Origin of the sequence: Rhizobium sp. NFACC06-2, from assembly GCF_900101425.1 — a bacterium.
Taxonomy (GTDB): Bacteria; Pseudomonadota; Alphaproteobacteria; order Rhizobiales; family Rhizobiaceae; genus Agrobacterium; species Agrobacterium leguminum.
In genome coordinates, this window is the sequence record NZ_FMVA01000011.1 from 155,318 (window position 1) to 171,154 (window position 15,837).

At 53.7% G+C, this 15,837-nt stretch carries 16 protein-coding genes; 4 read left to right on the forward strand and 12 right to left on the reverse strand.

Annotated features, from left to right (window positions below; all coding sequences use genetic code 11):
* The first annotated feature begins 13 nt into the window (after window positions 1-13).
* Together F3H58_RS18850 and F3H58_RS18855 are read left to right on the forward strand one after the other, a co-directional pair.
* Window positions 14-1,180 (forward strand): MFS transporter, encoded by a 1,167-nt coding sequence (locus F3H58_RS18850; protein WP_149743280.1) that lies wholly within the window; start codon window positions 14-16, stop codon window positions 1,178-1,180.
* A 181-nt stretch (window positions 1,181-1,361) separates the two neighbouring features.
* The gene (locus F3H58_RS18855) at window positions 1,362-1,817 is read left to right on the forward strand and encodes an ArsR/SmtB family transcription factor (protein WP_286169782.1); all 456 of its coding nucleotides are present in this window, start codon (window positions 1,362-1,364) and stop codon (window positions 1,815-1,817) included.
* A gap of 77 nt (window positions 1,818-1,894) precedes the next feature.
* Here the strand turns inward: F3H58_RS18855 and F3H58_RS18860 are convergent, their stop codons facing one another.
* Window positions 1,895-2,110 (reverse strand): hypothetical protein, encoded by a 216-nt coding sequence (locus F3H58_RS18860; RefSeq protein WP_149743281.1) that lies wholly within the window; start codon window positions 2,108-2,110, stop codon window positions 1,895-1,897.
* A gap of 388 nt (window positions 2,111-2,498) precedes the next feature.
* Here F3H58_RS18860 and F3H58_RS18865 point away from each other — a divergent pair, with 388 nt between their 5' ends.
* Window positions 2,499-3,062 (forward strand): hypothetical protein, encoded by a 564-nt coding sequence (locus tag F3H58_RS18865; RefSeq protein WP_149743282.1) that lies wholly within the window; start codon window positions 2,499-2,501, stop codon window positions 3,060-3,062.
* A 20-nt stretch (window positions 3,063-3,082) separates the two neighbouring features.
* On the opposite strand, the gene F3H58_RS27285 is transcribed toward F3H58_RS18865, so the two are convergent.
* From F3H58_RS27285 to F3H58_RS18895, 7 genes are all read right to left on the reverse strand, one after another.
* Window positions 3,083-3,232 carry a hypothetical protein gene (locus F3H58_RS27285; protein ID WP_188128984.1) on the reverse strand — a complete coding sequence of 50 codons (150 nt, stop codon included), beginning with the start codon at window positions 3,230-3,232 and terminating at the stop codon, window positions 3,083-3,085.
* Window positions 3,229-3,897: a hypothetical protein gene (locus F3H58_RS18870; protein ID WP_149743283.1), complete on the reverse strand. Its 669-nt coding sequence runs from the start codon at window positions 3,895-3,897 to the stop codon at window positions 3,229-3,231. Before F3H58_RS18870 ends, F3H58_RS27285 begins: the two co-directional genes overlap by 4 nt.
* A gap of 1 nt (window position 3,898) precedes the next feature.
* Window positions 3,899-4,324, reverse strand: a complete 426-nt coding sequence (locus tag F3H58_RS18875; RefSeq protein WP_149743284.1) for a hypothetical protein — start codon at window positions 4,322-4,324, stop codon at window positions 3,899-3,901.
* Window positions 4,321-4,533 (reverse strand): helix-turn-helix transcriptional regulator, encoded by a 213-nt coding sequence (locus tag F3H58_RS18880; protein ID WP_149743285.1) that lies wholly within the window; start codon window positions 4,531-4,533, stop codon window positions 4,321-4,323. Before F3H58_RS18880 ends, F3H58_RS18875 begins: the two co-directional genes overlap by 4 nt.
* Window positions 4,534-4,772: 239 nt before the next feature.
* Entirely contained in the window at window positions 4,773-5,780 is a 1,008-nt protein-coding gene (locus F3H58_RS18885; protein ID WP_149743286.1) for a hypothetical protein, read from the reverse strand.
* A complete protein-coding gene (locus F3H58_RS18890; protein WP_149743287.1) occupies window positions 5,732-6,931 on the reverse strand; it encodes a tyrosine-type recombinase/integrase in 1,200 nt (399 codons plus the stop codon). Before F3H58_RS18890 ends, F3H58_RS18885 begins: the two co-directional genes overlap by 49 nt.
* Before the next feature lie 356 nt (window positions 6,932-7,287).
* Entirely contained in the window at window positions 7,288-8,772 is a 1,485-nt protein-coding gene (locus F3H58_RS18895; RefSeq protein ID WP_149743288.1) for a hypothetical protein, read from the reverse strand.
* Between the two features lie 603 nt (window positions 8,773-9,375).
* Here F3H58_RS18895 and F3H58_RS18900 point away from each other — a divergent pair.
* Complete coding sequence (locus F3H58_RS18900; protein ID WP_286169784.1) at window positions 9,376-10,440, forward strand: tyrosine-type recombinase/integrase; 1,065 nt, start codon at window positions 9,376-9,378, stop codon at window positions 10,438-10,440.
* A 209-nt stretch (window positions 10,441-10,649) separates the two neighbouring features.
* On the opposite strand, the gene soxG is transcribed toward F3H58_RS18900, so the two are convergent.
* From soxG to F3H58_RS18925, 4 genes are all read right to left on the reverse strand, one after another.
* Window positions 10,650-11,198: a sarcosine oxidase subunit gamma family protein gene (gene soxG / locus F3H58_RS18910; RefSeq protein WP_149743289.1), complete on the reverse strand. Its 549-nt coding sequence runs from the start codon at window positions 11,196-11,198 to the stop codon at window positions 10,650-10,652.
* Entirely contained in the window at window positions 11,191-14,154 is a 2,964-nt protein-coding gene (locus F3H58_RS18915) for a sarcosine oxidase subunit alpha (RefSeq protein WP_149743290.1), read from the reverse strand. The genes soxG and F3H58_RS18915 overlap by 8 nt, the downstream gene beginning before the upstream one ends.
* A complete protein-coding gene (locus F3H58_RS18920) occupies window positions 14,151-14,426 on the reverse strand; it encodes a sarcosine oxidase subunit delta (RefSeq protein WP_149743291.1) in 276 nt (91 codons plus the stop codon). Before F3H58_RS18920 ends, F3H58_RS18915 begins: the two co-directional genes overlap by 4 nt.
* Before the next feature lie 77 nt (window positions 14,427-14,503).
* Window positions 14,504-15,754 (reverse strand): sarcosine oxidase subunit beta family protein, encoded by a 1,251-nt coding sequence (locus F3H58_RS18925; protein ID WP_149743292.1) that lies wholly within the window; start codon window positions 15,752-15,754, stop codon window positions 14,504-14,506.
* Between the last annotated feature and the right edge of the window lie 83 nt (window positions 15,755-15,837).

Below are 15,837 nucleotides of genomic sequence, written 5' to 3' on the forward strand. Positions count from 1 at the left end.
CTACGAGTGAACAATGCAACGCCACCTCTTTGTGTTATTCCTCCTTGCGCTGACCCAGATCACCGGCTGGGGCGTGGTGAGCGTTTTGCCCGTGATCGCGGCGACGGTAGCGGCAGAATTCCAGACCTTACTGCCGACGGTCTTCATCGGAACCTCTGTGATGTTTGTCGCAATGGGGCTCGCTGCCCCTTGGATAGGCCGTGCGTTCCGCAGGTTTGGACCGCGTTCCGTCATGGCTGCGGGAGCCGGGGTGATCGCGGTTGGGCTTTGCCTGCTTGCTCTGTCTACCGGCCTTTTGGTGTTCTGGGCAGCTTGGGTGTTAATAGGACTGGCAGGCTCGATGTTCCTGACGACATCAGCCTACGCCTATATTGCGGATTACGCAGAGGATCGGGCGCGGAGCCTTATCGGCACATTGATGCTGGTAACCGGTCTGGCCGGTAGCGTCTTCTGGCCCATCACCGCTCTTCTCGATGGTGTGGTTGGCTGGCGTGCAACAGTTCTTATCTATGCCGGTATCATGGCTTTTGTTGTCTGCCCGCTGGTTTTACTCGGCCTGCCGGCAACTGGAACTGGGGCTCCGGAGGCCATCAACAAAAGAACTGCTCGCAAGGGTCCTGTCTTCGCCCTTCTTGTGACCGCCATCGCTTTGAACAGCTTCGTGACGTTTGGCATTGAAGCAGTAGGCATCCAACTCTTGCAGGCGACCGGAATGGACCTTGCCAGAGCCATCGCGGTTGCCTCGCTTTTGGGGGTCTTCAAGGTCGGCGGGCGCGTGATTGACCTGCTCGGCGGAAATCGATGGGACGGGCTGTCCACCGGGATCGTGTCCGGCGCAATGATACCCATCGGTCTTGCGGTAATGTGGATTGGCGGTCAAGGCATCCTGTCTGTGGCTGGCTTTCTCGTGATCTACGGCGTGGGGAGCGGGGCTTTCGCTGTTGCCCGAGCGACAATGCCGCTCGTCTTCTTTGAGAAATCCGACTATGCCGCCGCAATGGCTACTATTGCCTTGCCGATGAACCTGATCAACGCACTGGCACCGCCGGTCTTGGCTGCGCTGATGGCGGGGACCGGAGCGCATGCGGTCTTTGCGGTTCTTGGAGCTCTCAGCACGATGGCTTTTATCGTTTTGTGGCAATTGAATCGCAAGCGGTCGTGGAGTGCAATCGCTGGGTGATTGTGGCCGACGCACTTTTGTTTAAAGCTCCTCAATGCCGCAAGCGGGGAGGTGAATATCTGCAACAATAGAGATTGCCCGGAACTGGATGGGGTAAAGAAGGCGGCATCCGGTCAGGCAATCAAGCGTTCCAAATTTTTTAAAATTCATATTGAAATCGATAATCTCAGAGAGATTTTGAATGAGCCAGGAACTAGACAACCCGCGTTGGCAGTCCGTGCCGGATCGACCTACAGGGACGATTCTGCACTTTCGAAAAGACGGAAACCCACGCAAATGTTATGACGAAACCCATGGAAATCTGCGTGGGAGAACGAAGATGCGTCGATTGTCTGAACAGGATAGCTCCCTCTATTTCCAGCGTTGCAGTCAGGTGCTCAGCGTCCTGTCAAACGCAAAAAGACTGGAGGTCGTGCTGACATTGCTCAAAGGCGAGCGGAGCGTGACGCAGTTGGCGCACCAGATCGATCTGTCGCAATCGGCGCTTTCGCAGCATCTTGCAAAAATGCGCGAGGCGGGCGTCGTGGAAACAAGACGACACGGCCTTGTCGTCTATTATCGCATCGCAATGCCGGGGGTCAGCGGGCTACTGGAAGATGTCAACCGCTTCCTTGAAGCAAACCCTGAAAAAGGGTGATGCCAAAATGCGCGCAGGATGCCTTCCTGGCTGCGCGCGACTGGTGCCGGATGCTACCGCTTCATTCATGACAAGGCTTAACTGGCGGTGAGACATGCCGTAACGCGCCATTCTTCATCGCGCAGGTGTGCCAAGTCCTCATCCAATTCGCTCAGCCTCATCATATGGGCTGTGATCTGCAATGAGATGATGTGCCGATCATCTATCGAGAAACGTTCCCACCTTTTGAGATTGTCGATGACCTCAATGAGGTCGAGACGTTCCTGTTCGAGCTTCTCCAAGTTCCAGATCATCGTAGCCGGCTCCCGTTTCGACTTGCGTGAAACGTAGCATGCCGGGATCGGTTCAAACCGATAAGATTTAGCGTAAATTTTATTTAAATCTCCGTTTCTGCTTTTTCCGGAGAAACCGCAGGTCAGCGCTTGTCCGCGCCTGCAAGTCCGCCGCCAGCTGCAAAATTTCCCTAGAGACGCCGCCGTAAATAACGGTCGGCATAAAGCCAATTACATTTGCAGGCCGCAACGCCCTGCGTGGAAGCGCCACGCGGGACTTCGCTTGCTCTATCTGGAGACACAGATGCTGCGTTCGCAAGGGCAAAGCATATGGCCCAGCTGTACCCAAATTACCCTACAGACAGACACACACCCACACACAAACAACCTAACCAAGGGAGATATGCTCATGCATAGCCATACCCATACTGATACCCAACAGATACTCGATGCCTACACCCAGATGGTGGAAGAACGAACAGCAGGGGGGTGGGAAACTTACATGGTCACGTTGATGTTCAACCCTTTGGCCGGCAACGAGAACGCCAAAAGGCAGCAGATGCGTCGGATTACGGAGAACCTATATGCCCTCCTGTTGACCCGCTTCGTGAGGCGTCCTCACAACACCCCGATAGTAGAGATGCCATTCTGGCTCGCCAGTTACGATTGGCCAGTGCGGAAGCTGTCCGGCTGGACTGCTGCTGACAGCCTGATCAACGACGGGATGCATATGCATATTCTCGCGATGATACCGCCCAACGGACGTGAGGGCCGTCGTCTGACTGACGTTATCGCGAACGCACCCACAACCTTCCTGACCGGAAAGACTGCGCCACTTTCCCGCATTCATGTGATGCCCATCGAAAAGACCTTGGCGCGGGCCGCAGCATACACCCTGAAGTCGGTGGACAGAAAAAGAACGACCCCGGAAGATGTGATTATCCTTCCGAGGTCGAAGAGCGAGCTTCAGTAATATAAAGACGATGAGGTCGATCAGCCCTTGTCCGCCGGTGGCACAATGGGTTTCACCTTGTGCACCAGCAACTTGAAGGACGCGCTGATGCTTTCGATGGTCGCGGTGATCTTGACCTTCTCACCAACCTTATAACGCGTAAGAGATTTTTTCGAGTTCTTGAACCTCATAGTCCCGGGCCAGTCAAAAGCGGGATCGCTGGCCCGGCGATCAGGCTGATCGAGATCATGCGTTTTTTCACTTTTCTTATCAGGACCCGCGTTAGCCGCGCGGGTCTTTTTCGGTGCATTTTCGGTATCGTCTTCCTCAGATCGACGGCTCTCGTTACTGTCGTTCTTGTCGTCATTATGCTCTTTCTTTTTCTCCTTTTTTCCTTCTTATGCTTGGCGTATTCTGCAGCGAGTTTTTTAAGACCTTCCTTTTCGAGGCGATCCTCGAGATCTTCACCTCTGAGGCCTTCCTCCTGCACCAGAAGGGCAACGGCGTTGTAGTAGAAGCTTGCCTTCTTTTGTGCACCCTTGCCGGGACCCACCATGAACTTTATGGCAAAGCGCACGGCTTGATCGATTTGGTCTTCTTCCGGTCCCCCAGACTCCCAGGAATATTTGCAAAAGTAAGCCCATTCTTCTCTATCGTCTTGCATCTCCAAGCCGATCTCGACTGCAGCAACGATATCGGATCTTATGCCCTTGCGATGCTCTCGACGGCGTTCTTGATGCGCGTCATGGAGTGCCAAGATTCTGGCGACAGCTGTGTCGTCATTTTCAGTTTTTTTCGGACAATCCGATTTTTTGGCGGCGATTTTCGACCGCGTTAAGTGAGCAGCAGCTGCCATATCATTGGCCCTCCAGGTAATCGTAGCCGTCCTCAGCTCTTTTGATTAACTCTTTGAATTCGGAAACCAAATAGCGGAGGCGGCATTTGTGCTGGTGTCGGACTTCTGTTCTTAAATCGCCTCTTCCGTTGATGATTGCTTCGAGAAAACTGCAAATTTGCGCCAGTAACATCTCCATCTCTTCCTCGTCATCGCCGCAAGACCACCCGTATAGGGGGCGCGGGCACTGATAGGTATGATGAATGAGATTTGAGCACATTCGGCGAACTTGCTTGGGAGATTTGCGCTCGAGTACGTTGTCCAGCTTTTGCAACTCACCGCAAAACTCGATCATTCCGGAAACGACAATTTGGGCTTCTTCCGACCTTTCTTCTCGATATGCCCGTTCCGGAAAGCTTTCATCATCATCAAGGAAACCAGGAGTCATGCTGCACCGCCTTCCTGTTCTAGGCGGTCGATGAACGCGATGATTTCGGAGGCGCGCCATGCACGCATACGGGGGCCGATTTTGATTCCGGGCGAGATTCGGCCGTCGCGAACCATCATCCAAAAGGTGGATTTGCTGACCCCTAATATGCCATCTGGTTTTGCAATTTGATCCACTCGAAGAAGCTTGTGATGTGCTTTTATTTCCATATGTATTTTCCTTTTTGTTTCATCCGTATTGGATGAAAGGAAAATAGACCGTGGGCTTTTCTGGGGGAATTTCTCCGAGAGTTTCTGAAGATCTCCGCGGAAATTTGGAGAGGATTAACCGCCTGAAAAGATTAATCTTTCTCTCTCCACCTGAATATCGAGATGTGGAGAAACCGTGGTGGGGGACGAGTAGTTGCTTCATTGCTGAGACGGAGTAGCGCCGCCTTCTGCACAAAACTTTAACGCACGTCGCGGTTCAATCTTGCACGGGTGGCCCTTGCCTTTTGGATTAGCCGCTTCTTATTGACGTCTCGATCCGTTGCCGCCGCCAACTCCTCTGGTGCAAATGGGAATACATCGAATTCAAGAGGATTTATTTCTCTTAATGGCTCCGCGTTGATTTTATACAGTGTTGGCTCGTGCATTTTTAGCAAAACATGGTCACAGACATAGCGAGCGCGACCTAAGAGAAGCGGAATGAAATCACGTTGTTCTCGATAATCAAAACTTCCATCATGCCATTGGTCAGATAAAACGCCGTCGGCGACAACGATTGTGCTCGCCGCATAATTCAGCGCTATCGTGTGCTTCATAACCGACCAAACGTCATAGATTGAACTTTCGGATGCCCAAAAGTTGTCAGTATCGACCTCTTGCTTAACTGCATTTATTCCACGCCTAACGCTTGGTTTGATGTTCAGGTTGGGAGTTGAAGCCCAATAGTGGCAATAGCGCATGAACTGGAGGACACTTACTGTAGCCCGATAGTCAGAATTAACGGCATCGTAAACTTCGTCTCGACTAGCGGCATTTGTGCCTGCTATCCCACCAATACCATTATAGAGATGCTCAATAAATTGTGGACCTGCAATAAAATAGCGGGCGAAAATATCCTGCTCAATCATAGTCCCGAAAGGAAGTTCACTGGCCAAATCTTCCGCTTCCTCAAGAAGCCGCCAAACGGTGTCAGAAACCAAATCGTATATTAGCCCATCTGACGTCGAATCGATTATCCAGCCGCAGAACGCTGTATAGACCGCTTCCTTGTGTCCGTAGAAGGAGGGACGGTCGTCGGCTAGGAGCTGAACAGCTCTAAAAGCGTCAAAGTCGTCTAATAAATATGATTCAGCAAAAAGCGGCTCGTCCGCAGGGCGCTCAACAAAATTCGCCTCACAGGCCATGTCCGTAAGCTTTTCGGTTAACCGTTTGGCAATGTCGGGTATTTTGAAAACAGATGCTTTTCCCATTCGGCCATCAACTCCCGTCGCTTTTCAAATAGATCGCCACGACGGTAGGCTGCCTCAACTTTGTTTGCAATCGCATGAGCTAGGGCCATCTCAACCACCTCGCGTGGGTGATTAGTGGATTCTGCAGCCCAATCTCTGAAAGATGACCGAAACCCGTGAGCCGTAACATTAAGCTCCATAATGCTTAGTATTTTGAGGAACACCATGTTTGACAGCGGCTTGCCGCGCTTTTGTCCAGGAAACAGGTAGTCGGTATCCGATGAAAGTTCCTGTGCTTCTTCCACTATTTTGACCGCTCGATCAACAAGGGGAATCCGATGCTCGCGCTTTGTTTTCATCCGCTCGGCAGGGACAACCCATACCTTTTTTTTGAGGTCGAACTCACTAGGTTTCGCGAGAATGGTTTCACTTGTACGTGTCGCTGTCAGGATGAGTAACTCGAATGCCAGCTTTGTTATCAAGTTACTGTTAGAGGCCTTTAACTTGACAATGAAATCAGGGATTTCTGCAAATGGAAGCGCTTCATGATGTTTGACTAATTTTGATTGCTTTGGCAGCCCCCTCGTTACACCCTCCACAGGGTTGTCGCCGTCTCGGAAGCCCGAAACCTTCGCCCAATCAAATACGTTTGAAATGCGTTGGCGGACACGTCGTGCGGTTTCTGGCTTACTTAGCCAAATCGGAGACAGTACCCGCAGGATGTCCGGCGTGTCGATTTTATCTATCCGCATGTCGCCGATGATTGGAAAGGCGTATTCTGTCAGCGTGTTGATCCACTGTTGAATATGTTTATCATTTTTCCATGCTAATTTGTGCTCGGTATGCACGGTTTGGGCCGCCTTCTCGAAAGTTGGGTAAACTCTTTTCGCTTGACGCTTAGCGGCGAGAGGGTCGTCGCCTTGTCGAGCTGATTTCCTGTATTCTTGAGCTTTTTCTCGCGCTTCCGCCAAGCTCACCAATAATAGACTTCCCAGCCCCATGTCGGTTCGCTTACCTTGTATGGTAACTCGCAGCATCCAACGTTTTGCACCGGATGGATCGACAATCAGGTATAAGCCGTTGCCATCAGTATATCGACCCGGGGTGGTTAGCTGCTTTATCTTCAGCGCAGATAGCGCCTTTTCGGGATGTTTCCCCGCCGGTTTAACCATAGTTCTCTTGAAGCCCCACAAAATACCCCACATAATATGCTGGATTTTACTGGCTTACAATGCATGTGAGTGGATGATTGAAAAATACATGATATTGATTTTAAATAGTTTATCAAATGACGTTGTGCGTCTTAGTCTTCTAATTTGGCGGCCACCCTCTCCGCCATAATCAAGCGCTGAGCCTTAAGGTTTTCCTGTTCAGCGATTCAATTTTACCCGTTTTTTGATCGATGACATTCATTGAAGTTTGAGGATTGGGGCCGCATCCTAGGCACTTGGTCAAAATCACAGCAAAATCTAAGGCAGGTCGCCGCCACAGCATCTGGAGCGACAGCGCGGCCTTAATGCAAACTTCCTTACTCGTCGCCGAACACAATCGAGTTGTCACGATACCTCGGAAGCTGCCAAACGATTTTTGGACAGTCATCATGTTTGAGCGACTTGAGGTAGGCTCGGTATTGCGCGTCTGCATAATCGAAGCACGAAAGAAATGTCCGAAAACCGGGCTTCCAAGCCGAAAGCTCTAAGCAGAACAAAAGTGCTTGATCGAAGAAATCGTGAGCATTCTCTACGAGATAACGAGTGTATTCCGGACTTTCGCCCGAGTGAACAATACTGTTGCGAGATCTGTAAATTCTGTAAATCTGCCATTGAACAAGCTTCTCGTGTGACTTAATTTTTTCTAACGCAAAATTCTTGTCCGAAAGTATTTTTGCGACAGATGAAATTCTATTTTTAAGAAGCTCGAAGTCACCGCATTTATCGAAGAGTTCACTTCGCGTATTTTCGTTCAGATCGCTAACAAGTAGCTTTACGAATTTTGACTTCAAGTCTACATCTAAACTATGATCTGGCATTTTCTTTATAATATTAGTGAATTCACGCCTGTTCCACCTAATTATATCAAATAAAATATTCGTCGTTATCCTATTGAGGTATCCTAACATAAGAATTGGAACAACTTTGTTGACAACGTTGCTGATTTTTGACCCTGAACTATCCGATGGAGTTATCGTTTCTAGGCATGTCCACATGTTTACAAGCTGTATATCATAACTGGATACGCTTAAGCTCATCCCGTGAATGTTGATTACATTTTGAAATTTATGTAAATCAGGGCCGCCGTCTAATGATATTTTCTCAGAGTATCGAGCCATTACGCTCGTAGCCTCACCCTTACGCATGTCACGTATGTAATGCATTGTATTGCTGACGGCTGCAATAGTCTTGAATTCGCCTTCACAGCAACTTTGCTCTACTAACGCAACGTGAGAGAGCTGAAGCTCGTCTTTATGGCTGAATACACGGAAAAAATTATAAACAGATTCCAGCGAAGACTTTGCGCTCACGACAGCAGAATTATAATCCGTTGCCGTTACCAAGATCATACAAAGATAAGGCAGTCCACTCTTCAATTTAAATTTATTGATTTCGTCAACAAATTCCGTAGAAAAATCTTCGTCCTCGGTGAGGTCTTCTTCATCAATAACAAAAACCGATGATCTTCGGAGAGTTCTCTCATCCAATGCTGCTATTACTTTATTAATTCCGAAAATCACTTTGAAAGTGTGGTGGTGAGGATATACCTCCTTACAAAACTCTTTAAATTGCGCGATTTCTGATATCTCTCCACCATCCCAAAAGAAATCAACCAACGTTTTTTGTATGTGGTCTCTTGATACTCCTCTCCACTGTAAAAACGATACGAACTCTCTCGCGAGAAAATCTAACTTCGTTTTTTGCTTAGCGTCGGCCGCGATAGCGATAACTGCTGCCACGAGCTCGTGAAAATACTCTTGGTTGTTCAACTCAGCATAGGCGATTTCAAAACGGCGAGCCAAGTCATCTATCTTCTCGTTCTCGAACCTCGGTGATATCAGATTCTCCAGATCCAAGGATGATATAGACTTTGCTATAAAATTGCCCTTAAGCCGAAATCTGATTTCTTCGACGATATGCACGAGCGAATTCATAGATTTATCAACGTGCTGATCGTCTAAAGATTTGGATTCTTTAATAATTGACAGAGATTATCGAAGTAGACCCTGTATCGACATAGTAGGCGATTTATAACTATCCAACGAATATGGAAAAGTAAGCTCTTCTATTCTCTGGATAAAAAATAGAAGCCCACGAGTTTCTTCGATGTTAGTCCAGTTAGACATATTTCTTGAAAGCATAATTCCCCATTATTTTATGAGTTATGAGATGCAGTAGCCAAACGCGATTCAACGAACGAGTTCTACCAACAATAGCTACCGCATATCTACCATCCTTGCGATTTACCTCAACCAGAAGACGTCTTCAATATTCCTAAAATATAAATCTTCCCCATAATTTATCTCATCGCCTCTTCTCCAAATCACGTCCCTCACTCATTATGAACCTTGGCACCTTTCAGGGGGCATCCTACGCGTGACCTTCAACATTGATTGGAGATCACGATGGCCACTATCAGAAAACTCAGAGGGCGCTGGCAAGCTCAGGTGCGACGGCGCGGCATGAAGCCGCGATGTAAGAGCTTCGACACTAAGCTCGAAGCCGAAAAGTGGGCGCGCGATCTCGAAGCACAGGTTGACAGGTTCGGTGCTGCGCCGGATACGAAAATTCTCGAAAGCACGACGCTTGGGCAGCTTCTCGAACGATACCAGCGTGAAGTCTCTCCTTTGAAGCGCGGGTCCGTCCAAGAGATACAGCGGATCGATGTGCTCCGTCGCCACGAACTCGCATACAGGACGATGATCGGACTGAGCCAACAGGACATTGCGTCGTTCAGGGATGAACGCCTGCAATCCGTAGCTCCATCTACCACCGTCAGAGAGCTTGCCATCCTCAGCCACGTCCTCGAGGTCGCCATGCGCGATTGGGGTCTGCCGCTCGCAAAGAACGTGGTAAAGATGGTTCGTCGTCCGGTGATACGCAACGAGCGGAGCCGTCGTCTTGCACCCGATGAGGAGCAACGACTGCTTGATGCTTGCGACGCCGGAAAAATACCTTTTCTACGCACGCTGTTGGTCGTTGCCGTCGAGACCGGGATGCGCCGTGGTGAGCTTCTCGGATTGAAATGGAGTGACTTCTCTCACAATCGTCAGGTGCTTTCGCTCGCTCTTACCAAGAACGGTTCTGGTCGTGACGTTCCTCTGTCACAGCGGGCATTTGATACATTGATAGCTTGGAAGGAACATCCGGATATAGATCAATCTAGTATATTTCCAATGCGTGCTGGGACGCTGGAACAGGCATGGCGAAGGTTGCTGGTGCGTGCGGGCATAAAGGGGTTGCGCTTCCATGATCTACGCCATGAAGGTGTCAGCCGCCTGAGCGTGGTGAACCACGTGGCTCCCATCACCGTCGAAGCTTCCGCCAGCGAGGGATTGATACCCTGCACGACGACCGAAGCGGCGCGGTACATCAAAGGCCCGAAGACCACCACGTGGCCGACGACCGTCAGCCAGAGCGAAGGCTGCAAGCCAACGAAATTGGCGACGATCAGCGCCGCCAGGCCATAAACGAGGCTCGGCAACACCAGTGGGGCGAGACAGCTCTCTCCGGAAGAGTGGGGACGCTGGCTCTCGGGTAAACAAAAGCGTTTCCTGCCGAGAAGGCGTCATAACATCGATTCAGCTGCAAACGCCGTTTGCATAAGTTTGGTAATCAGGCACAGCAGATGACGCCATCTGTTTTAGTGGCACCATCGAGCAACGCCTGACCGACACGATCACTGGAATTCGAGGCTCATCCGGGCAAGGTCGTCCCACAGGCTTTCGGCAAAACCGCGCAGCACGATGACTTCGAAGACCTGTCCGTCGACGCGGGTGAGGTGGGCGGCGATGTGGCCGATCAGCGTCGCGGCGGAATGTCCCACCGGGAAGGCTGCTAGAGACAGGTCGACCGCCGTGCCTTTGGCCAGAACCCGCTCGGCCATCTTGCCTTCGATGCGGATGCGAACGCGTCCCTGGCTCTGGTCCACACCCGTTGCCAGAGGTTCGAGCGCTGCAAGAAGCGCCTTCATATCGGCATGAGACAGGGTGTGCTCGCCGACGATGAACCATTGGCCCGGTGAGACCACGCGTATATCGCCTTTGGCAAGGTCGCGAAGGCGGGCTTCCAAATCCGCTGCGCCGGGTGCGGCCAGAACGTGGATGACCGTGCCTTCCGGCAGGGGAGAGAGCTCGATGGCGGTGGAGGCAATCGCTCGCTTTGCGCCCAGCACCGGGCGGAGCGTCGGCCGGAAGTCAGACTTGAGATCAGACTTGAAATCAGACATGGAGTTTCTCGTTTTGAGGATCGACAAAAACCGGGTTGCAAAGGCGGGCTTGGGTAAAGTCGTTGCGCAGGCCGTTCCAGACCATGATTTCCTCGCCATGCCGCGCAGGGCCATTCTTGACCAGGGCGAGACCGATGGTCGAACCCAGATGCGGTGAGAAGGCGCTGGAGGTCACATAACCCTGATCGTTCTCCAGCGTTGCCGTGGCATTCTTCGCAAGAATATGCGAGCCGGTGCGGAAGGACTGTTTTGGATCAAGCGGCACGACGCCGACGAGACTTGGACGGTCGGCGTCGGAAAGCCCCTCGCGCTCCAGCATCCGTCGGCCAATAAAATCGGTCTTCGTGGTGGAGACCATTTTGCCGAAGCCGAGATCGGCGGGCACCACCGTGCCGTTGATTTCATTGTGGGTGACATGGCCCTTTTCGATGCGCAGCACGCCAAGCGCCTCGACGCCATAGGGCATGATATTCTCCGGCTCGCCGGCTTCCATCAGCGCGTCGGCGACGCTTTCGCCGTAACCGGCCGGGACGGCAAGCTCGTAGGCCAGTTCGCCGGAGAAGGAAATCCGGAACAGGCGTCCATGCAGTTGCCCGCCAAACAGGGAGACTTCCCGGGCTGCAAGGAAGGGAAAGGCTTCATCGGAAATATCTTCATCGACGATTCTTTGCAGAATGGTGCGTGCCTTCGGTCCGGCAATCGCCATCTGCGCCCATTGATCAGTGACGGAGGCAAGCCGCACGTCGAGATCAGGCCAGAGCGCCTGCGCGCAGAATTCCAGATGGTTCATGACGCCCGCCGCATAAGCGGTGGTGGTCGTCATGAAGAAGCGGTTTTCCTCCAGCCGGCTGGTGGTGCCGTCATCATAGATCATGCCGTCCTCACGCAGCATCAGGCCATAACGCGCCTTGCCGACCGGCAGTTTGAGGAAAGCGTTGCAATAAACCCTGTTCAGGAATTCGGCGGCGTCCTTGCCACAGATTTCGATCTTGCCAAGCATCGATACATCGCCGAGCCCGGCATTCTTGCGCACATTCAGAACCTCACGGTCGACGCTTTCCCGCCAGCCGTTTTCACCTTCGCGCGGAAACCAGGAGGAGCGATACCAGAGCCCGGTTTCGACGAAGACGGCCTCGTTTTTCTCGGCCCAGCCATGCAGTGGCGATTTGCGCACCGGCTGGAAATGCTGGCCATGATAGGCCCCAGTCAGTGCGCCGAAGGAGACGGGCGTATAAAACGGCCGGAACGTCGTGGTGCCGACATCCGCCGGGGAGATACCGCGCGCTTCGGCCAGCAGCCCGATGGCATTGACATTCGAAAGCTTGCCCTGATCCGTCGCCATGCCATTCGTGGTGTAGCGTTTGGCGAGTTCGACATGGCCATAACCTTCACGGATGGCGAGGCCGAGATCCTTGCGGTGAACGTCGTTTTGGTAATCGACAAAGGCTTTCGCCTTGATGCCGGGAATGGACCAGAGCGGTTTTGCGGGTGGGGCCACGATATCGTTTTCCACCGTGCCGAATGTCGGTGCGGTTGATGCAAAGCCGAGCTCTTGCGCCAAGGCTGCGCCCTTTCGCGCACCATCCTCAAGGCAGGCGGCGATACCGTTTATTGCGGAAACCGCGCCGGCGAGTTCCAGCCCCTTGAGATTGCCGGGCGCCAGAAAAGCGGCATCGTCTTCCGACCAGACCGGCCTGCCGCCGCGATGGCAGGCGAGATGGATGATGGGGCTGAAACCGCCCGACATGGCCAGCGCATCGACATTCAGGCTCTCCGCCTGGCCATTCGCAAAAACCTCAATGGCGGAAAGCGCCTTGCCGCCCTTGGCATTCGAGACGACGCCACCCTTGATGACGCGCGCCTTGCCTTCATAGCCCGGATTGCCCTGTTCACGGCTGTCGATGATGGCGGCAAGAGCGACGCCCTGCGCCTCCAGATCGCGGGCGAGCGCATAACCGCTGTCATTGGTGGTGAAAATTGCCGTCGCCGTGCCGGGGCTGACGGCATATCGATTGAGATAGCTGCGCATGGCGCCCGCCATCATCACGCCGGGAATATCGTTGCCGCCGAAGACCAGCGGCCTCTCTTCCGCGCCGGTGGCAAGCAGCGCCCGCTTGGCGACGATGCGCCACAGGCGCTCCACGGGCACATGGGCTTTCGGATCTGGCAGGTGCTTTTGCACCCGTTCCACCGCGCCGAAGACGTTGCCGTCATACCAGCCGAAGGCCGTGGTTCGCGTCAGCACCGTTACATTCGGCAAAGCGTCGAGTTCGGCGAAGCATTGCGCCGCGAAATCCGGAGCGCTCTTGCCGCCGATGGCCGCTGTCTCGGAAAGAAGCCCGCCGCCTGCGAGGGAATGTTCATCCACAATGATGACGCGCGCGCCGGCGCGTCCTGCGGCAAGGGCTGCGGCGAGCCCGGCCGCGCCGGAACCGATCACCAGCAGGTCGCAATGCGCCCAGCATTTGTCATAGGCATCCGGGTCCGCCTCGTAGCTTGCTTTACCGAGGCCGGCGGCTTTGCGGATGAAGGGCTCATAAACCTTTTCCCAGAAGGCGGCAGGCCACATGAAAGTCTTGTAGTAGAACCCCGCACCGAGGAAGGGAGACAGAAGGCCGGTCAAGGCGCCGATATCGAAATCGAGAGAGGGCCAGTGGTTCTGGCTGTTGGCTTCCAGCCCGGCAGAAAGCTCCTGCATGGTGGCGCGGGTGTTCGGCTCCGTGCGCCCGCCGCGGCCGATGGTCATCAGCGCGTTCGGCTCAGCTGCACCCGCCGTCAATATGCCGCGCGGGCGGTGGTATTTGAAACTGCGACCGACGAGTTTCTGGCCGTTGGCGAGCAGGGCGGAGGCGAGACTGTCACCCGCAAAGCCTGACATCGGCTTGCCGTCGAAGGTGAAGGAGAGCGGTTTGGAGCGGTCGATCAGACCGCCGGTCTTCAGGCGGTTGGAACTCATGCGCTTGTCACTTTCGTCTTGTCGGCAGCATCGCGGCAGGCGGATATTTCGTGGGTCACGGTATCGCGGGCCACGACCAGCCAGCGGCGGCAACCGGAGGTGTGGTGCCAATATTCCTCATAGGCTCCGCGCGGATTGTCGCGCAGATAGACATAGTCGAACCATTCCTCGGTGCCGGCATCGGCGGCCGGCCTTTGGAGGGCTGCACCCTTGATGGTGAATTCTTCCTTGGGTCTTGGCCCGCAATGCGGGCAGGGCACGAGACTTGCCATTTCAGATGTCCTTGATCCGCCAGATAGCGGGATGGCGAAAACTGTGAGCGATTGCCGCCTGAAATCCCGCTGCAAATTTAGTGAAGGTTGGGCTGGGCTCCCTGGCCCTTTTCATCGATGAGATAACCGCGCCGGAAGCGGTCCAGCCGGAAGGCCGTCGCCGTCTCCTGCGGTGTGCCGCGAGCGAGAAGATGGGCGAAGCAGAAACCGGAGGCGGGCGTCGCCTTGAAGCCGCCGTAACACCAGCCGGCATTCAGGTAGAGATTGTCGATAGGGGTCTGGTCGATGATTGGCGAACCATCCATCGACATATCCATGATGCCGCCCCAGGAGCGCAGCACCCGGACGCGCGAGAGCGCCGGTATCATCGTCTTGCCGGCTTCCGCCACATGCTCGACCGTCGCCAGATTGCCGCGCTGGGCGTAGGAATTATAGCCGTCTATGTCGCCGCCGAATACGAGGCCGCCCTTGTCCGATTGCGAGACGTAAAAATGGCCCGCCCCGAAGGTGACGACGCCATCGATAAAGGGCTTCAGCCCTTCCGACACGAAAGCCTGCAAGACATGGCTTTCGATCGGCAGTTTCAACCCGGCCATGGCGGCCACCTGCGAGGAATTGCCGGCTGCCGCGAGCGCCAGCTTGCCGCAGCCGATGAAGCCCTTGGCGGTCTCCACACCCACGATCCGGCCGTTTTCGCGGCGAATGCCGGTTACCTCGCAGCCCTGAATAATATCGACGCCGCGGCTGTCTGCGCCGCGCGCATAACCCCAGGCCACGGCATCGTGACGCACGGTACCGCCGCGTCTTTGCAGCAGGCCACCCTGCACCGGAAAGCGGGCATTGTCGAAATCGAGAAACGGCAGCATGGCCTTGACTGCGGCGCGGTCCAGCAAATCGGCATCGACGCCGTGCAGTCGCATGGCATTGCCGCGCCTTGTATAGGCGTCGCGCTGGGCATCCGAATGATAGAGGTTTAGCACACCGCGCTGGGAAACCATGGCGTTGAAATTGAAATCCTGCTCCAGCCCTTCCCACAGTTTCATCGAAAGCTCGTAAAACGGGTTGTTGCCCGGCAGCAGATAATTGGAGCGGATGATCGTGGTGTTACGGCCGACATTGCCGGAGCCGATGTAGTTTTTCTCCAGCACCGCGACATTGGTGACGCCGAATTCTTTCGCAAGATAATAGGCCGTCGCCAGGCCGTGTCCGCCGCCGCCAACGATGATGACGTCATAATGCGGTTTCGGAGACACCTCACGCCAGGCGGGTTTCCACGCCTTGTTGCCGAAAAGGCCGTTCTTGAAAATGGAAAAGGCGGAATAGCGCATCTGCGTACCTCGAACGATATGGCGCAAGCTTACCGGCGTCGTTCGAAAGGGAATTGCAAATAAGGGACATAATGATTTAAAAA